We start from the raw sequence: 19,885 nt of genomic DNA, 5'->3' as shown, positions 1-19,885 counted from the left end.
CCTACCCCATGACTCCATTTGTCGACTTCCAGCGCGTATCGCTGGCCTATACCCCTGCCCAGGAGCGCGCCGGCGAATATGCCGTCGAGGACATCAGCCTCTCCATCGGCAAAGGCGAATTCGTCGCCATCGTCGGCCCGTCGGGCTGCGGCAAATCCACCTTCATGAAACTGACGACGGGCCTGAAGTCGCCCACGCGAGGCACCGTCGTAGTCGGCGGGCATCCCGTCAAGGGACCGCTCAAGATCGTCGGCATGGCGTTCCAGGCGCCCAACCTGCTGCCTTGGCGGACCACGCTCGACAACATCCTGCTGCCGCTCGAGATCGTCGAACCCTACCGCTCCAACTTCCGCGCCAAGCGCGCCGAATACGAGCAGCGGGCGCGCGCCCTGCTGGCGACGGTGGGACTGGACGGCTACGAACACAAGTTCCCGTGGGAACTCTCGGGCGGCATGCAGCAGCGGGCCTCGCTGTGCCGGGCATTGATCCACGAGCCCGAGATGCTGATGCTGGACGAACCCTTCGGCGCGCTCGACGCGTTTACGCGCGAAGAGCTCTGGTGCGTGCTGCGCGATCTGTGGACGGCCCGCCGCTTCAACGTCGTCCTGGTCACCCACGACTTGCGCGAAGCGGTGTTCCTGGCCGACACGGTCTACGTGATGAGCAAGCGCCCCGGCCGCATCCTCGCCCGCCGGGAGATCGACCTGCCTCGCCCGCGCGAGCTCGAGACCACCTATACCGACGAATTCAATACCCTGGTGCACGAATTGCGCACCCGGATCGGACGTTGAACCCCATGAATAACAAGTTCGCCGAACGCACCGCCCCGATCGCCCTGCTGATCCTGGTCATCGCGCTGTGGGAAATCATCTGCCGCGTCTTCCAGGTCTCGGAGTTCATCTTCCCCAGCCCCTCGCAGATCCTGCAGGCCACCATCGACTACGCGCCGGTCATCGCGCAGCACGCCTGGCGCACGTTCTGGGTCACCATGGCCGGCTTCGGCATCTCCATCGTGGTCGGCGTGGTGCTGGGTTTCGTCATCGGCAGCTCGCGCATCGCCTATACCGCCGTCTATCCGCTGATGACGGCCTTCAACGCCCTCCCCAAGGCGGCGTTCGTGCCCGTGCTGGTGGTCTGGTTCGGGATCGGCATCGGCCCGGCCATGCTGACGGCCTTCCTGATCTCTTTCTTCCCCATCATGGTCAACATCGCCACTGGCCTCGCCACGCTCGAGCCCGAGCTCGAGGACGTGTTGCGAGTCCTGGGCGCCAAGCGCCTGGACGTGCTGCTCAAGGTCGGGCTGCCGCGCTCGCTGCCCTATTTCTATGCCTCCCTGAAAGTCGCGATCACCCTGGCCTTCGTGGGTTCGACGGTGTCGGAGATGGCCGCTTCGAACGAGGGCATCGGCTATCTGCTGGTATCGGCCGGCTCGGCGATGAAGATGCCGCTGGCCTTTGCCGGCCTGATGGTGATCGGCGTCATGGCCATGGCCATGTACGAGCTTTTCGCCCTGGTCGAGAAGCGCACCACGGCCTGGGCGCATCGCGGCGGCCATGGCTCCTGAAACGGCCGTCGCCTCGCCGGCCGGGCCCGCCCCGGCCGGCGCGAATGAGACGTCCTGTAAGTATCGCTACATAATCCGCCCGGCGCTTGGGAAAAGACACGGGGATTGAATACTATTGGGCTTCGTCCCCTTCAGCCATGTCGACAGGTGCCTTCCCAAAGCCCAGCGCCCAGTACGAACGTTACGGACTCGTGCGCTAGCGAGCCGATCCACATCCCGGGCAGCATCCAGCCGCACGGTTTCCTGCTCGTACTCGACCGTACTCATGGCGGCATCCTGCAGGCCAGCGAGTCGGTACGGCGCCATCTCGGCGTGCCGCCGGCGGCGTTGCTGGGCCAAGAGCTCGCCGGTCTGGTCCAGGATCCCGATGACCGTTTCCTGGAGCGGCTGCAAGCGGCCACCCAGGCCGAACGTGCGCCGTTCCACCTCGGCTCGGTTTCCTTCCAGACCGGACACGGCGATTTCGATCTCGTCGTTCACCGGGATGGCGGCGCCATCCTGGCCGAATTCGAGCCCGCCATCCCGGGCACGCAGCTTGCCGGCCTGGGCGATTTCGTCGGCCGCGCGCAACAATGCGAGACCGTGGACGCCATTTGCGAGCTCGCAGTCGAAGAGATCAAGAAACTCACCGGGTTCGGACGCGTCGTTGCCTACGAATTCAATGCCGAGGGACATGGCCGGGTCAATGCCGAACGGCACGACCCCGGCTACGTATCGTTCCTGGGCCTGCACTTCCCCGCCAGCGACATTCCCGCGCAGGCCCGCAGTCTCTACCTCGTCAACCGCATGCGCTGCATACCCGACGCGCGCTACGAATCGTCTCCGCTGGTGCCGCGCGACAACCCCGCGACCGGCGCGCCGACTGACCTCAGCTTCGCCGAGCTGCGCAGCGTTTCGCCCTCGCACTTGCGCTACATGGAGGCCATGGGCGTGCAGGCCTCCATGTCGCTGTCGCTGGTGGTGCAAGGCCGGCTATGGGGCATGATCTCGTGCCACCACGCGTTGCCGCGCAGAATCCCCCTGGCGGTCCGGACCCAGACCAACCTGCTGGTGCAGATCGTCTCGCTGCAGATCGAGGCTCGCCACGCGCAGGCCGAAGCCGGACGGCGCCACGAGCTGCAACACTTGGCGGGCGCCTTGCTGTCCGCCATGGCCGAGCACGATAGCGTGCCGGCGGGCTTGGCCAGCGTGCCGGAAACGCTGCTCGACTTCGCGCGGGCCACCGGCGCGGCCATCGTCCATGGCGACGACTGCCTGACCCTGGGCCAGGCGCCCGGCCGCGACATCATCCTCATGCTGTGCGCCCGCCTGTCCCGGATCGCCAAGTCAGGACTGTTCCATACCCGCGACCTGCCGGCGCTCGCACCCGAATTCGCGAAGATCCGGGAACTGGCCTGCGGCGTGCTGGCCATCTCGATTTCCGAGCTGCACCCCAACTACGTCCTGTGGTTCCGGCCGGAGTGGGTGCGCAACATCCACTGGGCCGGCGGCCAGCCCGCCCCGGGCGACGAGGCAGCCGCCGCCGAACGCAACTTCCGGCCCTGGCCCCAGGAAATACGGGGACAGTCCCTTGCCTGGGAGCCCTGGGAGCTCGACAGCGCCGCCGAACTGCGTACCGCCATCACGGGCGTGGTGCTGCGCAAGGCCGAGGAACTGGCCGGCCTGGCGGACGAACTCGGGCGCATCAACCAGGAACTGGAAGCGTTCTCGTACAGCGTTTCGCACGATCTGCGGGCGCCCTTGCGCCACATCGCCGGCTATGCCGAACTGCTGCAGGAATACGAAGGCAAGCAACTGTCCGCGCGCGCGACGCGGTACCTGGCCAACATCAACGACTCGGCGCGCTTTGCCGGCCGCCTGGTCGATGCGCTGCTGACCTTCTCGCAGATGGGGCGTTCGGCCCTCAAGCCCACGCAGGTGAACCTGGCCCAGACGCTGGAACAGATCCGCAACGAACTGGCGCCCGACCTGCAAGGACGCGAGGTGGAGTGGATCGCGCACGACCTGCCGGCGATCTACGCCGATGCCGCCTACATGCACCTGGCCTTGCGCAACCTGCTGTCCAACGCCATCAAATACACCCGCGACCGTACCCCGGCGGTAATCGAGGTCGGCGCCGACGCGCGCGACGGCGGGCACGTCATATACGTGCGCGACAATGGCGTGGGTTTCGACATGAAATATGTCGGTAAGCTATTCGGCGTATTCCAGCGTCTGCATCGCATGGAAGATTTCGAAGGGACCGGCATCGGCCTGGCCAACGTGCGCCGCATCGTCGAGCGCCACGGCGGCCGGGTATGGGCCGAAGGCGTGCCCGACCGGGGCGCCACCTTCTATCTGTTCCTCCCCGGCGCCGAGCCTTCGGCAACCGCGGCGCCGTCTCCAAGCAAAAAGAAACTGCGAGGCTGATCATGATGCTCAAGCCCATCCTGCTGGTCGAAGACAACCCCCGGGACCTGGAACTGACCTTGATCGCGCTGGAAAAAAGCCAGCTGGCCAACGACGTGGTCATTACCCGCGACGGCGCAGAGGCGCTAGACTATCTGTCCCGGCGCGGCAGTTATCTGGATCGGCCGCCCGGCAACCCGGCGGTGATCCTCCTCGACCTGAAGCTGCCCAAGATGGATGGCCTGGAGCTTCTCAAGCTGATACGCACCAGCGAGGAATTGCGCAACGTCCCGGTCGTCATGCTGACCTCGTCCAACGAGGAAAGCGACCTGGTTCGCGCCTACGCGCTGGGCGTCAATGCCTACGTGGTCAAGCCGGTGAATTTTCCCGATTTCGTGCGCGCGATCGGCGATCTGGGCGTATTCTGGGCGGTGCTGAACGAGCCGCCCCCAGGCTCCCTGCGCCGCGCGCGCACGCTGCAACAGGAATAACGCGTCCGGGAGCCCGCTTAAAGTGAATCTGCCTGTCATGCGAGTCCTTCTGGCCGAAGACGACCCTCACGATGCGGAATTGACCCTGGAACGCCTGGCAATCGCCGGGCTCGACGTCGAGGGCGTCATCGTCAACAACGAAGCCGACTTCATCAAGGCCCTGGACAGCGGAACCTTCGATCTCGTGCTGTCCGACTTCCACATGCCGGGTTTCCCGGGCAGCGAGGCGCTGCGGATCGCGCGCAGCCATCCTTCGGCGCTGCCGTTCATTTTCGTCTCTGGCGTGCTGGGCGAGGAACACGCGGTGGACATGCTCAAGGAAGGTGCGACCGACTACGTCCTCAAGCAACGCCTGGACCGCCTGCCCATCGTCGTGCAGCGGGCCCTGGACGAGGCCCGGGAGCGCCGCTCCCGGCACGATGCAGAAAGGCGCCTGCGCGAGAGCGAAACCTACTTCGGCCAGTTGATCGACGCGCTACGGGACTACTCCGTGGCGACGCTGTCGCTGGACGGCACGATAGAAAGCTGGAACCGCGCCTCGGAATGGCTGTTCGGCTATCCCGCCGAAGAAGTGATCGGACGCCCCGGCGACATGTTCAACCTGCCGCCCGAACCCGGCCAGCCGACCGAGCGGCCGCTGGTCGAACGATTGGCCGAGATCAGCACCGGCACCAGCCTGGCCGAGGAACGATGGCTGATGCGCAAGAACGGCGCCACGTTCTACGCCTCGGTCGTGACCACGGCCATCTTCGGCAATGGCGGCGCCGTCCGGGGATTCTCGCGCATCGTCCGCGACATGACCGACACCCGGGTGGCGGCCGACCTCTTGCAGATGGCCAAGGAACAGGCCGAGGCGGCCAACCGCGCCAAGGACCGGTTCCTGGCCGTGCTGTCGCACGAACTGCGCACGCCGCTCGGCCCCATCTACGCCGCGGCCCAGGCGCTGGACCTGCGCCAGGACCTGCCGCCCGAATGCCGGCGCAGCATCGAGCTCATCAAGCGCAACGTGGAGGTCGAGGCGCGGCTCATCGACGACCTGCTCGACATCTCCAAGATCGTCAACGACAAACTGAGCCTGCGCCTCGAGCCCACGGACCTCGTCGCCATCCTGAACGGCATCGCGGAGATCTTCCGCGAAGAAGCGGCGGCCCGCCACATCGAACTGCGCTACACGCCCCTGCCGTATCCGGTCATCGTCCAGGCCGATCCGGCCCGGTTGCAGCAGATCATCTGGAACCTGCTCAAGAACGCCATCAAGTTCACGCCGCGCGCCGGCGAGATCGGCATCACCATGTACCAGCCCATGCCGGGAAAGATCGCGGTGGACGTCTCGGACACCGGCATAGGCATCCCGCCGCAGGCGCTCAAGCGCATTTTCGACGCCTTCGACCAGGGCGAAGAAGAATCGGCGCAGGCCCGCGGCGGGCTCGGGCTGGGGCTGGCGATCGCGAGTTCGCTCGCGCAGCGCCACGGCGGCACGCTGAGCGTGCGCAGCGAGGGCCAGGGCAAGGGCACCACTTTCACGCTCACGCTCGACGACCCGGCGGGCGGCGACGTGCAGGCGCCTGCGCCCGTGGAGACGCCCGCATCGCCCTCCACGCACCGGCCGGCCACCATTCTGCTGGTGGAGGACAACGGCGATACGGCCGAGGCCATGCAATTCCTCCTGGCCGAATACGGCTACGAGGTCGACATCGCCGAGAACGTGGCGGCAGCCTGCGCATGTATCGATGCCAAGCGCTACGACGTGCTCGTCAGCGACATGGGCCTGCCCGACGGCGACGGCATCGACGTGCTCAGGCACTATGCGCCCGCCGCCGACCAGATCGCGGTAGCCCTTACCGGCTACGGCATGGAATCCGACGTGCGCCGCTGCCTGGGCGCGGGATTCGCCATCCATCTGACCAAGCCTTTGGATATCGATCACCTGATCGACGTGCTGCAACGGGACAACCGGTCCTGAGGGCGGGAACCGCTTCCGCGCCCGCCCGGCCGCGGGCGCGGTTTTGTTATGGATAGGCTAAAATGCGGTGCAAATTATTTACTAATTTGCATAAATACGCCGCGCCCGCCGGGCTTGCCACCTCGGCATGCCCGCCCGCCGCCGGCGCATGTTCGCCCCTTCCCCGCCATGGATCGCTTCAAGCAGATCGAATCCTTCGTTTCGGCCGTCTCGCGCGGAAGCCTGTCCGCGGCCGCGCGCAGCGAAGGCGTCGCTCCGGCGGTCATCGGCCGGCGCATCGACGCGCTGGAGGCCCGCCTCGGGGTCAAGCTGCTGATACGCACCACCCGCAAGATCTCCCTGAGCCGGGAAGGAACGGAATTCTTCGAGGAGTGCCAGCAGATACTCCAATCGCTGGAAAATGCCGAGAACAGCGTCGCGGCCGGCGGCGAGAATCCCAAGGGCCATCTGCGGGTCACCGCCCCGGCCGGGTTCGGGCGGCGCCACGTCGCCCCGCTGCTGCCGCGGCTGCTCGACACCTATCCCGGCATCAGCGTCACCCTCGACCTCAACGACCGGCTGGTGGACCTCGTCAACGAAGGCTACGACTGCGCCATACGCATCGGCGACCTGGCCGACTCCAGTCTCGTCAGCGTACGCCTGGCCGACAACCGCCGGATGGTGGTGGCCTCGCCTGCCTACCTGCGCCGCCACGGCACGCCCCGGCATCCATCGGAGCTGGCGCGCCACAACTGCTTGTCGTTCGGGGCCAGCGGCAGCCAGACGCGCGGCTGGCTCTTCACCATCGACGGCAAACCCACCCCGCAGCGCGTCTCCGGCACGCTGGAATGCACCGACGGCGCCGTCCTCCATGCCTGGACCCTGGACGGCCGGGGCCTGGCGTGGCGGTCGCTATGGGAGGTCGAAGACGACCTGAAACAGGGGCGGCTGGTGACCGTGCTCGACGACTACGCCCCGCCGCCCAACGCCATCTACGCCGTCTACCCGCAGCGCAAGCACCTGCCGCCGCGCGTGCGGGTCTTCATCGACATGCTGCGGCAAAGCTACGCCGGCCGCCTGCCCTAGCAGCGGTCCGGCCGCTACCGCGACGATTCGCCATCCATGAACAAACGCATTCCGCTCGCCTCCGACTCCGTCCGCTGCTCGACCTGCGGGCTGGGCCAGTTCTGCCTGCCCGTCGGCATGGAGGCCGACGACGCCGGCAGGATGGATGAGCTGGTGCAGGAACGCATACGGGTCGCGAAAGGCCAGGCGCTGTTCCACGTGGGGGACGGACTGGAGGCGGTCTACGGCATCCGCTTCGGCACACTGAAGACGGTCCTCGAACGGGCCGACGGACGCCAGCAGATCACGGGCTTTCACCTGGCCGGCGAAATCGTCGGGCTGGATGGCCTGGCCCGGACCGCCCATGCCTCCACCGCCGTCGCCCTGGAAGACAGCGAAGTCTGCGTGATCCCGGTACGGGACCTGTCTTCCCTGGCCGGTCATCTGCCGTCCCTGCAGCGCCAGCTCATGCGGCTGATGAGCCGCGAGATCGAGCACGACCAGCAGATGCTGCTGTCCCTGGGCGCCATGCGCGCCGAAGAACGCCTGGCCGTCTTCCTGCTCAACCTTTCCGAGCGCCTGGCGGCCCGCGGCTATTCGGCCTCGACATTCGTCCTCCGGATGAGCCGCGAAGAGATCGGCAATTTCCTCGGCCTGACGCTGGAGACGGTGAGCCGGCTGTTTTCGCGCTTGTCCAGGGCGCAGCTGCTGCGCACGCGCCAGAGGGAAGTCGAGATCCTCGACATGGCGGGCTTGCGGCGCATTGCCGGGCTGCCCTGCTAGCGTACAGCCACGGGAGCAGCCGAAAACGCGGGCCCGCGGCCCGCGCGCCTTCCCGGCGTTGCGCCCGGCCGGCGCCGCCCGCGCCGTGGTACGCCCCTTGCTTGAGCATGGACATCGTCTATCAGGGATTGCCATGTCAGCCTGGATCCGCCGCCTTTCCCCTCCTCTCCGCACCCGCGCCTCGGGCCCGCTCGCGCACGTGCGCGTGGCCGTCAAGGACAACATCGACGTGGCCGGCGTGCCGACCACCTGCGCCTGCCCCGAGTTTGCCTACATGCCCGCGGCTAGCGCCGCCGTGGTGCAAAAACTGCTCGATGCCGGTGCATCGATCGTCGGCAAGACCAACCTCGACCAGTTCGCGTGCGGGCTGAACGGCACGCGGTCCCCTTTTGGGGCGGTTCCCAATGCGCTGCGCCCCGAATACGTCAGCGGCGGCTCCAGCAGCGGCTCGGCCTGGGCGGTGGCCACCGGCGAGGCGGACGTGGCCCTGGGTACCGACACGGCCGGTTCCGGCCGGGTGCCGGCCGGCTTCAACAACATCGTCGGGCTCAAGCCATCCATCGGCCTGCTCAGCGCCAAGGGCGTATTTCCGGCCTCGCGCAGCTTCGATACCGCCAGCATCTTCGCCCGCACAGTAGCCGAGGCGGTGGACGTGCTCAACGTGCTGGCCGACACCGATGCCGTGGCCCCCGACTTGCGGGCCATGCCGGCGTCCTTCCGCTTCGGGGTGCCGATGCGTCCGGATTTCGCCGGCGACGCGCTCGCGGCCCAGGCCTACGAAGCGGCATGCCGGCAACTCGAGGCGCTGGGGGGTACCGCGGTACCCATCGACGACGCGCCGCTGGCGGAAGTCGCGTCATGGCTGTACGAAAGCGCGCTGGTGGCCGAGCGCTACGAGGCCATCCGCGAATTCTTCGATGCCCGGCCCGAGGCGGTCATCGAGCCCGTGCGCACCATTATCGGCGGCAGCCGGCACCATGGCGCGGCCGACGTGCTGGCGATGCAGGCCAGGCTGGACGAGGCGCGCGAGCGGCTGTCCACAGTCTGGCGCGACATGGACGTGCTGGCCGTGCCGACCGCCCCCACGCTGCCCACCATCGCCGCCATGCTGGCCGATCCCATCGGCCTGAATCGTACGCTCGGCCGATACACCAACTTCGTCAACCTGCTGCGCTGGGCCGCGCTGGCCGTGCCGGCCTCGCTGCGCGCCGACGGCCTGCCGTTCGGCATCACGCTGATCGGGCCCTCGGGCTCGGACTGGCGGCTGGCTCAACTGGGCCAGCGCTTCCACCATGCCACCGGCTTGCCGCAGGGGGCGACCGGCGCGCCGCTGCCCGCGCCGCGCGAGATCGCACCGCCCCTGGCCGATGCCCTGCCGATCGCGGTGGTCGGCGCCCACCTGAGCGGCATGCCGCTGAACTGGCAGTTGACCGATCTAGGCGCGCGCAAGCTGCGCGAGACCCGTACCGCGGCGGAATACCGGCTCTACGCGCTGCCGGGCACCACGCCGCCCAAGCCCGGTCTCGTGCGCGTCGGCGCAGGCGGCGCCTCGATCGCGGTCGAGGTGTGGAATCTTCCCCTGGGGCAGGTCGGCGCTTTCCTCAGGCAGGTGCTCGCGCCGCTGGGCATAGGCAGCCTGGCCCTGGAGGACGGCACGATGGTGCATGGTTTCGTCTGCGAACCGTGGGCGGCGCAAGGCGCGCGCGACGTCTCGGCGTTTGGCGGCTGGCGGCGCTATGTTCAGAGCCTCGAGGGGGACGGCGCCCGCGCGTAGCGTTACCATTGCGGTCATGACGATGCCGCGCGGCATCGACCTTCGTGCAAGGATTCCATGACCACCTCGACCCCCGCCGGCACCTACGCCCCCATGTTCGAACAGGCGCGCGCGCTGGACCCGCAGCGCCACGCCCACCTCAAGCTCGACCGCAATGCCGGCTACGCCTTTTCGCGTGGCCAGACCGCTGTGCCGCTGGTGGCGACGGAATTCGCGATGGCCGCGCGCGACCTGCCTATCGTGTTCGCCGGCGAACAGCACATGCCCATGGCGGTGCTGGGCCTGCGCACGGCGGAAAACCTCATGGTCGACGCCGACGGCAGGTGGCTGCCCAGTCGCTACATTCCCGCCCACCTGCGCCGCTATCCGTTCATCCTGCAGGAGGACCCGGCCAGCGAACGCTATGCGTTGTGCGTGGACGAGAGCGCCGATCACCTGCGCAGCACGGCTACCGATGCCGAAGCCCTGTTCGAGGGCGGCCAGCCCACCGCTGTCGTGAGCGAAATGCTGCAGTTCCTGGGGGAACTGCAGGCGGGACTGACGATGACGCGCGAATACGTCGCCGCGCTGCAGGCCGAGAACCTGATGATTCCGCGCCAGGTGGCGGTCGAACTGCAGAGCGGCGAGCGCGTCACGCTGGACGGCTTTCACGTGGTCGACGAAACGCGGTTCGACCAGTTGCCTGACGCCACCGTGACGGCATGGGCGCGCAAGGGCTGGCTCGCCATGACCTACTTCCACCTGCAGTCGCGGCTGAACTGGGGACATCTGGTCGCCCTCGCGGGCTAGGTGTGTCGTCGGTTCGCGTCGGGTGCAACGGGCGGCTCACGCCGCCGCCGACCATCCCGCCGGCTGCCCTTCCCCGCCTCCCACCCGGCGCAAGCTCGCGCCGATGTGCAGGTCGGCGATCTGCTTGCGCAGCCAGATGTTGGCTCCATCGTGGTGATAGCGCGCGTGCCAGAACTGCCGGATGTGCGTATGGGGCGTCTGGAACGGCAGCGGCGACCAGGTGGCGCCTTCGGCATCGTCGGTGATCGCCTGGGCGATGACCTCGGGCACGGTGACCACCAGATCCGTCTGGGCCAGAATCTTGGGCAGTACCAGGTAATTCGGCACGCGCAGCGCCACTTCGCGCCGATGGCCCTGCTTGCCGAGTTCCTTCTCGATCTGCAGGTCAGTCTTGTTGGCGGTCACCACCAGGTGGCGCGCCGCCAGGTATTCGTCGAGCGTGATGGCGGCGCCCGCCTTCCTGAAGCCACGGCCCATCACGCAGACATGCTGGTCGACGAACAGGCCCTGCTGGTAGAAGCCGCTTTGCAGTTCCTGCAGGTTGCCTACCGCGAGATCCGCATCGCCGCTCTCGAGCGCGGCGCGGTAGTGCTCGCGGCTGAGACTGCTGACCACCAGGCTCACGCCCGGCGCGGATGACTTGAAGCGCGCCACCAATTGCGGCAAGACCAGGAACTGCGAGAAGTCGGACATCAGCAGCGTGAAGCTGCGCTGGGTGCTGGCCGGATCGAATCCGCTCGCCTGCTCGAAGCCGTTGCGCACCAGCTCGAGCGCCCGCAACACGTTGCCGGCCAGTTCCGCGGCATAGGGCGTGGGCTCCATGCCGCCCTGCGTGCGAACGAAGAGCGGATCATTGCATTGATTGCGCAAACGCAGCAGGGCGTTGCTCATGGAAGGCTGCGACAGGCCCACGCGCTCGCCCGCGCGCGTGACATTACGCTCGAGGTAGAGCGCTTCGAATACCAGCAGAAGATTGAGGTCCAGCTTGTTGATATCCATGGCAGCGTCACTATATCCGCCGGGTCTGGATTAAACAATGCGCACCCGCGGATGCCGGATCGCATCCGGCATCCCGTCGCCCGCCCTACTGGCCGAACTCCAGCGCCACCTTGGACCGCTTGGCGATGGCATCCCAGCGCTCCAGCTCAGAGCGGTTCACCCGCGCGAACTCCACCGAATCGAGCGGCCGCGGCTCGAACCCGGCAGCCTGCAGCTTCGCCGTCATCTCGGGCTGGCGCAGGCCTTCGGAGATATCCCGGCCCAATTGCGCCACGATGGCGGCCGGCATCTTGGCCGGCCCGTAGATGCCCAGCCAGCTCGTCACGGCAAAGTCGGGCACGCCGGCTTCCGCCATGGTGGGTACGTCGGGCAGTTGCTGGGTGCGATAGGAACTCGTCACCGCGAGCGCGCGCAGCTTGCCGCTTTTCAGGAGGGGAATGACCGGCGGCAGGTTGGAAAAACAGAAATCCAGGTTGCCGTTCACGGTATCGACCAGGGCCTCGTTGCTGCCTTTGTATGGTACGTGCATGAGGTCGATGCCGACCGTCGAGGCGAACAGCTCGCTGGTCAGGTGCACTGAAGTGCCCAGCCCGTTGGAGCCGTAACTCAGGGGCTTGGGCGAACGCTTGGCGTAATCGATGAGTGCGCGCACCGAGGTCGCGGGGTGATGGCTCGACACGACGAGGATGTTCACGAACTCCGCCACCTGGGCAATGGGTACGAAAGCATGGACCACGTCCAGCGGCAGGTTGCGCACGGTGACCGGGGGAATCACGTTGCCGCCCAGTCCGCCGGTGATGAGCGTGTAGCCGTCGGCGGGCGTGCCGGCCACGTATTGCTGGCCGATGATGCCGCTGGCGCCGGGGCGGTTCTCGATCACTACCGGCTGGCCGTACTTCCTGGTCAGCACCTCGCCCACCAGGCGCGCAGCGACGTCCGTCACGCCGCCCGGCGGGTACTGCACCACGATGCGCACGGGGCGCGAGGGATACTTCTCCTGGGCGCGCAGGGGCAGCGTCCATGCCAGAGCCGCCATGCCACCTGCTGCTTTCAATGCTGTTCGACGATCCATAGTGCCTCGGTACGGGAAACGACGTTGCGGAGGGATGCGGTCTCCTTCGCCCAATTTGTAGTACAAACAAATACTACTTATAGACAAATAGGCGGAGGAATTGCGGCAAACCCTAGGCCTCCCGCCGCCCGGCCCTACCGGATGAACTGGTCCACGTAGTCCTCGCCCAGGCCCACTTCCCGGTAGTGCCGCCGGCACATGTCGATCTTGCTGAATACGTCTTCGTAGCCGATCTGCATGCCGCGCTCGTCGAGATAGATCATGGCTCCGCTTACGTTGAAGAAGGTGATCATTTCCTCGTTCTGCGCATCGGCGTCCACCACCAGGGTATGGATCTCGCCCGGCGGCTCGAACACGAAGCGGCCGGCCGAAGCCACCCAGTCATGCTCGAGATAGCGCCACGCCCCCTTGAGGACGTAGCCGAACACCGGCGCGGGATGGATGTGGCGGCTCAGGACGCCCGAGCGCCGCACCCGCAGCAGGTTGCACCAGCCGCCGCCCAGCGTGTTGAAGAAGAGCGGCCGGAACCATACGTTGGGCGCCTGCGGCACCCACACCCGCTCGTCGGCGGGAATGGCGTCGATGGCGATCTCGGGCAGGATGCCCGGCTGCTGGACGAGGGGCTGGGAAAACACGGTGCCGGTCATGGGCGGTCTCCTTGCCGGTCCGTGCCGGCGTCGTCCGGGCGCGCCTGGGCGCGCAGAAAATCGAAATCGCAGCCGTTCTCGGCCTGCATGACGTGCTGTTGGTAGAGCCACTGGTACCCGCGCCTGGCCGGCGCCTGCGGCGGTGTCCACGCCGCCCGGCGGCGCGCCAGTTCCGCCTCGTCCACCAGCAGGTCGATCGTGCGCCGTGCCACCGAGAGGCGTATGCGGTCGCCGCTGCGCACCAGCGCCAGCGGCCCGCCCAGCGCGGCCTCGGGAGAAACGTGCAGCACCACGGTGCCGTAGGCGGTGCCGCTCATGCGCGCATCCGAGATGCGCACCATGTCGCGCACGCCCTGGCGCGCCAGCTTGGCCGGAATGGGGATATAGCCGGCCTCGGGCATGGCGGCCGCGAGCGGTCCGGCGTTGCGCAGTACCAGCACGTCGTCCGGCCGCACGTCCAGGTCCTCGGCATCGAGCCGTTCGGCCATGTCCTGCAGGTCGTCGAAGACCACCGCCCGCCCCGTGTGCTCGAACAGCGACTCGTCGGCGGCTGCGCGCTTGATCAATGCGCCGTTCGGCGCCAGCGAACCGGACAGCGCGAGCAGCCCTCCCTCCGGCTTGAGCGGCTCGCGGCGCGGCCGGATCACCTGGTGGTCGACCCAGGCATCGCGCTGCTCGTCCAGCAGTTCGCCCACGGTCTTGCCGGCCACCGTCATGCAGTCGCGGTGCAGCAGGTCGGCCAGCTCGCGCAGGATGGCCTGTACGCCGCCGGCGGCGTACAGGTCTTCCATGTAGTGCGTGCCGGTGGGCTTGAGGTCGACCAGCACCGGCGTTTCTTCCGACAGCCGGTTGAGGCGCTCGGCCTCCACAGGCAGGCCGAGGCGTCCGGCAATCGCCGTGAGATGGATGACGGCGTTGGTGGACCCGCTGATCGCCAGCAGCACGCGCAGCGCGTTGTCGATGGACTGCGCGGTGACGATGGCCTCGGGCCGCAGGCCCTGCTGCGCGAGCCACACCGCCTGGGCGCCGGTGGCCTCGGCGGCCCGCAGGCGGTCGGCATGAACGGCCGGAATGGCGGCCGTGTGCGGCAGCATCATGCCCAGCGCCTCGACCACACACGCCATGGTGCTGGCCGTGCCCATGACCGCGCAGGAACCCGCCGTCGTGGCGAGATTGCCTTCGATGGCGCCGATCTCGCGCGCGCCGATCTCGCCCGCGCGATACCGCCCCCAGTGGCGGCGGCAATCGGTACAGGCGCCGAGCCGCTCGCCCTGGTAGCGGCCCGTCATCATGGGCCCGCCCACGAGCTGGATCGCAGGACATCCGGCCGACAGCGCGCCCATCAGCTGGGCCGGCACCGTCTTGTCGCAACCGCCTACCAGCACCACCGCGTCCATGGGCTGGGCGCGGATCATTTCCTCCACGTCCATGGACATCAGGTTGCGGAACATCATGCTGGTCGGATAAAGGAACGGCTCCCCCAGCGAGATGCTGGGAAACTCCATGGGCAGGCCGCCCGCGGCCAGCACGCCGCGCTTGACCGCGGCGATCAGTTCGGGAAAGTGACGGTGGCAGTTGTTGAAATCGCTGCCCGCATTGGCGATGCCGATCACTGGCTTGGCCAGGCTGCGCTTCGTGTATCCCATGGACTGCGCGAAGGAGCGGCGCAGAAAGCGCGCGAACTCGGTGTCGCCGTAGTTCGTCAGGCCGCGGTCCAGGCCTTGTTGCGGCGTCTCGTCAGACATGGCCGGCTCCGGAAGCATCCCAGACCGCGGGATTGACCATGGCCTGGGGGGTTCGGCCCGTCATCGCGTCCACCAGATTTCGCACGGCCAGTTCCATCATCGCGCGCCTGGTCTCGACCGTGGCGCTGCCCACGTGCGCCTGCAGCACCACGTTGGGCAATGCGCACAGGGGACTGCCGGGATCGAGCGGTTCGCGCTCCATCACGTCCAGCCCCGCCCCGGCGATACGGCCTTCCTGCAGGGCCCGGACCAGGGCCGCCTCGTCCACGACGGCGCCGCGCGCGGTGTTGATCAGATAGGCGGTGCGCTTCATCGCGTCGAACTCGCGCGTGCCGATCGACCCGCGGGTCTCGGGCGAGAGGGGAATGTGCACGCTGAGGAAATCGGCCTCGGCGATCAAGGCGTCGCGCTGCCTGTAGGCCGCCAGCCCCTGGGCCTCGGACTGCGTGTCGCGGTTGCGGTTGTGGTAGATGACGCGCATGTCGAAAGCCTGCGCGCGCCGCGCCACCATGCGGCCGATGCGGCCCATGCCGAGCAGCCCCAGGGTCTTTCCGGCCAGGTCCGAGGTCAGCGGCGCGGCGCCGCGCTGCCATTTGCCCTGGCGCACGAAGGCATCGCCCGCCACCATGTCGCGCGCCAGGCATATCACCAGCCCCATGGTGAGGTCGGCAACGGCCCGATCCAGCACGCCCGGCGTATTGCAGACCAGCACGCCCCGCCCCGTGGCATGCGGCACGTCGATGTTGTCGAAACCGACGGCGAAGTTGGATACCACCTTGAGGCCTGGCAGGGCCTCGAGGGTGGCGGCGTCGACCGGTGTGCGCACCGTGCACAGCACGCCCCGGGCGGCCTGGCGCTCCGCTGCCGGCACGGCCCGGTCGAGACGCTCGCCGATCGGCACCTCGACGATCCTGCATGCGGCCTCGACGGCCGAGCGTAAATCAGGCGGCACGGGGGCGCTGACAATGACGGTGGGTAGGGATTGCGGCATAGGACCTCTCGGCTTCAAACGGACGAACGGAGTCGTTGTTCCGGCGACGCGGCCGGGACACGGACGATGATTGCGGGCATGGCGGTGAACGGTCCGGGCGGCCCGCCCCTGTCAGCGCGGGGGCTTGTCCTGGATGGCGGACCGCAGGCGCGACTCGGTGTTCTCGACGTGGGTGCGGGCGCATTCGCGCGCCAGCCCGGGATCCCCTTTCTCGATCGCGGCGAGCAGCTTGGCGTGCTCCTTCTGCGCCAGCGCGCCGCGCCCCGACACCTTGGCCGAACGGCTGCGCGAGACTTCGAGATTCTTGCGCAGCAGCACCGCCAGGAAATCGAAGAACATGATGTAGTTGCGATTGCGGGTCGCGCGTGCCACCGCGCGGTGGAACCGCAGGTCGGCATCCACGCCGCGCGCAACCTCGCCACTGTCGATGGCCTTGGCCATCTCGGCCAGCGCATCGCGCATCTCGGCCAGGTCCTCCGCGGTACGCCGCTCCGCGGCCAGCGCCGCCGCCTCGATCTCGAAGCCTCGCCGCAACTCGACGATGGAGAGGATCTGCTCGACGTCCTCGTCGTTGGCGGCATGCATCCGCAGCACCGACAGCGGCGTATTGGCGATTACCGCCAGGCCGCGCCCCTGCTTGCTGCTGACGATACCCTCGGCCTTCAGGCGGGAGACTGCCTCGCGCAGCACGGTGCGGGAGACGCCGAGCCGGTCGGCGATGACCTGCTCGGGCGGCAGGACTTCCCCAAGCTGGTACTGGCCTCCGGTGATCTCGTCCATCAGCATCCGCGTGATGCGCTCGGTCAGGTTGGGCTCGGAACGCGCAGGTTCGGGATTGTCTTTGAGCAGGGCCATCGCAGTCTCCTTTGTACGATAATAGCATTAGGCGCTGCCTCCACTATCGTCTTCCTGCGTTGTCCACTCAAAGCGGAACCCCTGCCGGCGCAACGCCGGCCCGACGCCTCCATAGGCATCGGCGCCATAGCGGCTGGATACGGCGTCCGACCAGCTCTGCGCCGACTCCCGCCCCAGGCTGCGCGAATAGGCCTGCATCTCGCCATCCAGCGCGTCGATGCCCCCGGCCACGCGAGCCGGATCGTAGACCTCCGGATGCCACGACGATGCGAGGTCGATGCGCGGCTTGCGGCCAGCCGATGGCTTGCGCACATAGCCCATGCAGACGCCCGTCATCGGCACGACCAGCCGCGGCAGCCGCAGCAGCTCGATGACCTCTGCCATGTTGCGCCGCACGCCGCCTATGGGACACACCCCCAGGCCCGCGGCCCGCGCGGCCGCCATCATCGTTCCCATCAGGATGCCGGTATCCACGGCGCCGATCAGCACACTGTTCACGTTATCCAGCACGACCTGGCGGCGGCCATGCCGCTGCGCGGCCAGTTCCGTCTTGTAGAAATCCATCACCAGCACGACGAAGACCGGCGCCTGGTCTATCCATGCCTGGTTGCCGCTGCAGCGCGCCAGCCGGGCCTTGGTCTGCGGGTTCCTGACGACCACCCACGATACGTTCTGCGCATTGTTCCAGGTCGGCGCCCGGCGCGTGGCCTCGAATACCCGGGCCAGGACGTCGTCGCCGACAGGCTGTTCGGAAAAATCACGTTCGCTGCGGTGGGCGCACAGGTGGTCGAGGACGGCGTTCATGGCTCTCTCCATTTTCATGATTATAGTATAATCATATTAATTGAAGTCAAGCGTCTGAAATCAAGCCTGTCCACCGCCCTCTCAAAGGAGCTTTCGCCATGTCCCTGCCCGCCTTCGTCCACGTCCCCGTGCCCAACGGCAAGTCCCCCATCAGCCGCGCCGTGGGCGTGCCGCCCGGCGTCACCACGTACTACCTGAGCGGCCAGATGCCCACGGTCGTCGATCCCGACGCCCCGGCCGACAGCCGGCGGGCGTACGGCGATACGCGTACGCAAACCCGCACCACGCTCGAGCGGCTGGACGGCATCCTGCGCGGCATGGGCCTGTCCATGCGCAACGTGGTCCATATCCGCGCCTGCCTGGTGGCTGATCCGGACAAGGGCGGCAGGATGGATTTCGAGGGCTTCAACGCCGGCTATGCCGAATTCTTTGCCGGCCAGCCGGACGGTCATCCCGCGCGCATGGTGTATCAGGTGGCCGGGCTGGTGAATCCGGGCTGGCTGCTGGAGATCGAGGCCATGGTCGCGGGCTGACGCGCCAGCGGTTCACGCCACGGTATAGGCGGTCTTTACCGTGGTGTAGAACTCGGCCGCGTAGGCGCCCTGCTCGCGCGGCCCGTAGCTCGAGCCCTTGCGCCCCCCGAAGGGAGCATGCGGATCCACCCCCGCGGTCGGACAATTGACCATGACCATGCCCGCTTGCGCATGACGCTTGAAATGCGTCGCATGTTTGAGCGAGGTCGTGCAGATGCCGGCCGAAAGGCCGAACTCGGTATCGTTGGCCAGCGCCAGCGCTTCCTCGTAGTCGGCGGCGGCAATGACCGCGGCGACCGGACCAAAGATCTCCTCGCGGCAGATGCGCATGTCGTTGCGGCAATCGGTGAACAAGGCCGGCTCCAGGTAGTGGCCGTCCTTTTCGCGTGTCACCCGACGGCCGCCGAGGGCCAGCGTCGCGCCCTCCTGCCGGCCGATGCGGATGTATTCCTCGTCCTGCTGCAACTGGCGCGCGTCGACCACTGGCCCGATGTCGGTGCCGGGCCGCAGCGCGTCGTCCACCCGCAAGGCGGCCATGCGTTCCTTCATCGCCGCCACGAAGCGGTCGTGGATGCCGCGCTGGACGATCAGGCGGCTGGAGGCCGTGCAGCGCTGGCCGGTGGAAAAAAACGATCCCTGGATGGCGCATTCGACCGCCTGGCCGAGATCGGCGTCATCCAGCACCACCAGCGGGTTCTTGCCGCCCATTTCCATCTGCACCTTGGCGAACCGGCGCACGGCCGACTGCGCCACCTGCCTGCCGGTGGCGACCGAGCCGGTGAAACTCAATGCGTCGATGCGCGGGTCGTCCAGCATGGCCTGGCCGACCACGCTGCCGCGCCCCATGACCAGGTTGAACACGCCCGCGGGCAAGCCCGCGCGGCTGATGATCTCGGCCAGCGCCCACGCGCAGCCGGGCACCAGGTCGGCCGGTTTGAACACGACCGCGTTGCCGTACGCCAGCGCGGGCGCGATCTTCCATGCCGGGATGGCGAGCGGGAAATTCCACGGCGTGATCAGTCCCACCACGCCCACGGGCTCGCGGGTGACTTCGACGTCCACGCCGGCGCGCGCCTGGGGCAGGCGCTCGCCCCGCACGCGCAAGGCTTCGCCGGCGAAAAAGCGGAAGATCGCCGCCGCCCGCGCAGCCTCGCCCACCGCTTCCGGCAGGGTCTTGCCTTCCTCGCGCGCCAGCAGGCGGCCCAGTTCGTCCTTGCGGCGCTGGAGTTCGGCGCCTATGGCGTCCAGGCATTCGGCGCGCCGCGTCGCGGTTGCATGTCCCCATTCCCCGGCCGCCTCGCGCGCGGACTCGACGGCCTGCGCCACCTGCTCGGGCGCGGCATGCGCATACTCGCCGATCACGTCCGACACGTCTGAGGGATTGATGTTGCGCGTGGCGCCCGCGCCTTCCAGCCATTGCCCCGCTATGTAGTTCGCATGCAT

Annotated in this window: 18 protein-coding genes; 10 read left to right on the top strand and 8 right to left on the bottom strand. The window is 67.7% G+C overall.

Annotated features, from left to right (window positions below):
* Positions 1-8: 8 nt before the first annotated feature.
* The 9 genes from CDO44_RS25830 to CDO44_RS25790 all read left to right on the top strand — a co-directional run bounded on the left by CDO44_RS25830 (position 9) and on the right by CDO44_RS25790 (position 10,796).
* On the top strand, positions 9-791 hold the full coding sequence (locus CDO44_RS25830; protein ID WP_087783152.1) for an ABC transporter ATP-binding protein: 783 nt from the start codon (positions 9-11) through the stop codon (positions 789-791).
* 5 nt (positions 792-796) lie between these two features.
* Positions 797-1,564: an ABC transporter permease gene (locus CDO44_RS25825; RefSeq protein ID WP_087783151.1), complete on the top strand. Its 768-nt coding sequence runs from the start codon at positions 797-799 to the stop codon at positions 1,562-1,564.
* A 147-nt stretch (positions 1,565-1,711) separates the two neighbouring features.
* Positions 1,712-3,973: an ATP-binding protein gene (locus CDO44_RS25820; RefSeq protein WP_087783150.1), complete on the top strand. Its 2,262-nt coding sequence runs from the start codon at positions 1,712-1,714 to the stop codon at positions 3,971-3,973.
* A 5-nt stretch (positions 3,974-3,978) separates the two neighbouring features.
* Positions 3,979-4,443, top strand: coding sequence for a response regulator (locus CDO44_RS25815; protein ID WP_087783209.1), 465 nt, complete (start codon positions 3,979-3,981; stop codon positions 4,441-4,443).
* Positions 4,444-4,465: 22 nt separating this feature from the next.
* The gene (locus CDO44_RS25810) at positions 4,466-6,406 is read left to right on the top strand and encodes a response regulator (protein WP_233146369.1); all 1,941 of its coding nucleotides are present in this window, start codon (positions 4,466-4,468) and stop codon (positions 6,404-6,406) included.
* 168 nt (positions 6,407-6,574) lie between these two features.
* On the top strand, positions 6,575-7,471 hold the full coding sequence (locus CDO44_RS25805) for a LysR family transcriptional regulator (protein WP_087783149.1): 897 nt from the start codon (positions 6,575-6,577) through the stop codon (positions 7,469-7,471).
* Between the two features lie 36 nt (positions 7,472-7,507).
* On the top strand, positions 7,508-8,233 hold the full coding sequence (gene fnr, locus CDO44_RS25800) for a fumarate/nitrate reduction transcriptional regulator Fnr (RefSeq protein ID WP_087783148.1): 726 nt from the start codon (positions 7,508-7,510) through the stop codon (positions 8,231-8,233).
* 133 nt (positions 8,234-8,366) lie between these two features.
* Positions 8,367-10,007 carry an allophanate hydrolase gene (gene atzF, locus CDO44_RS25795; RefSeq protein ID WP_087783147.1) on the top strand — a complete coding sequence of 547 codons (1,641 nt, stop codon included), beginning with the start codon at positions 8,367-8,369 and terminating at the stop codon, positions 10,005-10,007.
* 57 nt (positions 10,008-10,064) lie between these two features.
* On the top strand, positions 10,065-10,796 hold the full coding sequence (locus CDO44_RS25790) for a SapC family protein (RefSeq protein ID WP_087783146.1): 732 nt from the start codon (positions 10,065-10,067) through the stop codon (positions 10,794-10,796).
* 36 nt (positions 10,797-10,832) lie between these two features.
* Here CDO44_RS25790 and CDO44_RS25785 read toward each other — a convergent pair whose 3' ends face one another.
* The 7 genes from CDO44_RS25785 to CDO44_RS25755 form a co-directional block, all read right to left on the bottom strand.
* Entirely contained in the window at positions 10,833-11,795 is a 963-nt protein-coding gene (locus tag CDO44_RS25785; RefSeq protein WP_087783145.1) for a LysR family transcriptional regulator, read from the bottom strand.
* Between the two features lie 85 nt (positions 11,796-11,880).
* On the bottom strand, positions 11,881-12,831 hold the full coding sequence (locus tag CDO44_RS25780; RefSeq protein ID WP_233146368.1) for a tripartite tricarboxylate transporter substrate binding protein: 951 nt from the start codon (positions 12,829-12,831) through the stop codon (positions 11,881-11,883).
* Between the two features lie 170 nt (positions 12,832-13,001).
* Positions 13,002-13,514, bottom strand: a complete 513-nt coding sequence (locus CDO44_RS25775; protein WP_087783143.1) for a 2,4'-dihydroxyacetophenone dioxygenase family protein — start codon at positions 13,512-13,514, stop codon at positions 13,002-13,004.
* On the bottom strand, positions 13,511-15,259 hold the full coding sequence (locus CDO44_RS25770) for an IlvD/Edd family dehydratase (protein WP_087783142.1): 1,749 nt from the start codon (positions 15,257-15,259) through the stop codon (positions 13,511-13,513). Before CDO44_RS25770 ends, CDO44_RS25775 begins: the two co-directional genes overlap by 4 nt.
* Complete coding sequence (locus tag CDO44_RS25765; protein WP_087783141.1) at positions 15,252-16,250, bottom strand: D-glycerate dehydrogenase; 999 nt, start codon at positions 16,248-16,250, stop codon at positions 15,252-15,254. Before CDO44_RS25765 ends, CDO44_RS25770 begins: the two co-directional genes overlap by 8 nt.
* A gap of 111 nt (positions 16,251-16,361) precedes the next feature.
* Positions 16,362-17,105, bottom strand: a complete 744-nt coding sequence (locus CDO44_RS25760) for a FadR/GntR family transcriptional regulator (RefSeq protein ID WP_087783140.1) — start codon at positions 17,103-17,105, stop codon at positions 16,362-16,364.
* 27 nt (positions 17,106-17,132) lie between these two features.
* Entirely contained in the window at positions 17,133-17,909 is a 777-nt protein-coding gene (locus tag CDO44_RS25755; protein ID WP_158213442.1) for a nitroreductase family protein, read from the bottom strand.
* A gap of 98 nt (positions 17,910-18,007) precedes the next feature.
* Here CDO44_RS25755 and CDO44_RS25750 point away from each other — a divergent pair, with 98 nt between their 5' ends.
* Positions 18,008-18,442, top strand: coding sequence for a RidA family protein (locus CDO44_RS25750; RefSeq protein WP_087783138.1), 435 nt, complete (start codon positions 18,008-18,010; stop codon positions 18,440-18,442).
* Positions 18,443-18,454: 12 nt separating this feature from the next.
* Here CDO44_RS25750 and CDO44_RS25745 read toward each other — a convergent pair.
* Positions 18,455-19,885, bottom strand: a 1,431-nt coding sequence (locus CDO44_RS25745) for an aldehyde dehydrogenase family protein (protein WP_087783137.1), incomplete at its 5' end; no start/stop codon positions are given.

The organism is Pigmentiphaga sp. NML080357 (genome assembly GCF_002188465.1).
GTDB lineage: Bacteria > Pseudomonadota > Gammaproteobacteria > Burkholderiales > Burkholderiaceae_B > Pigmentiphaga.
Note: the sequence above shows the minus strand (reverse complement) of the source record. Positions and strands in the feature narration are given on the sequence as shown.

Coding starts and splice junctions, on each gene's coding strand:
- CDO44_RS25830 (WP_087783152.1), top strand. CDS start 9: ATGACTCCATTTGTCGACTTCCAGCGCGTATCGCTGGCCTATACCCCT.
- CDO44_RS25825 (WP_087783151.1), top strand. CDS start 797: ATGAATAACAAGTTCGCCGAACGCACCGCCCCGATCGCCCTGCTGATC.
- CDO44_RS25815 (WP_087783209.1), top strand. CDS start 3,979: ATGCTCAAGCCCATCCTGCTGGTCGAAGACAACCCCCGGGACCTGGAA.
- CDO44_RS25805 (WP_087783149.1), top strand. CDS start 6,575: ATGGATCGCTTCAAGCAGATCGAATCCTTCGTTTCGGCCGTCTCGCGC.
- fnr (WP_087783148.1), top strand. CDS start 7,508: ATGAACAAACGCATTCCGCTCGCCTCCGACTCCGTCCGCTGCTCGACC.
- atzF (WP_087783147.1), top strand. CDS start 8,367: ATGTCAGCCTGGATCCGCCGCCTTTCCCCTCCTCTCCGCACCCGCGCC.
- CDO44_RS25790 (WP_087783146.1), top strand. CDS start 10,065: ATGACCACCTCGACCCCCGCCGGCACCTACGCCCCCATGTTCGAACAG.
- CDO44_RS25785 (WP_087783145.1), bottom strand. CDS start 11,795: ATGGATATCAACAAGCTGGACCTCAATCTTCTGCTGGTATTCGAAGCG.
- CDO44_RS25780 (WP_233146368.1), bottom strand. CDS start 12,831: ATGGCGGCTCTGGCATGGACGCTGCCCCTGCGCGCCCAGGAGAAGTAT.
- CDO44_RS25775 (WP_087783143.1), bottom strand. CDS start 13,514: ATGACCGGCACCGTGTTTTCCCAGCCCCTCGTCCAGCAGCCGGGCATC.
- CDO44_RS25770 (WP_087783142.1), bottom strand. CDS start 15,259: ATGTCTGACGAGACGCCGCAACAAGGCCTGGACCGCGGCCTGACGAAC.
- CDO44_RS25765 (WP_087783141.1), bottom strand. CDS start 16,250: ATGCCGCAATCCCTACCCACCGTCATTGTCAGCGCCCCCGTGCCGCCT.
- CDO44_RS25760 (WP_087783140.1), bottom strand. CDS start 17,105: ATGGCCCTGCTCAAAGACAATCCCGAACCTGCGCGTTCCGAGCCCAAC.
- CDO44_RS25755 (WP_158213442.1), bottom strand. CDS start 17,909: ATGAACGCCGTCCTCGACCACCTGTGCGCCCACCGCAGCGAACGTGAT.
- CDO44_RS25750 (WP_087783138.1), top strand. CDS start 18,008: ATGTCCCTGCCCGCCTTCGTCCACGTCCCCGTGCCCAACGGCAAGTCC.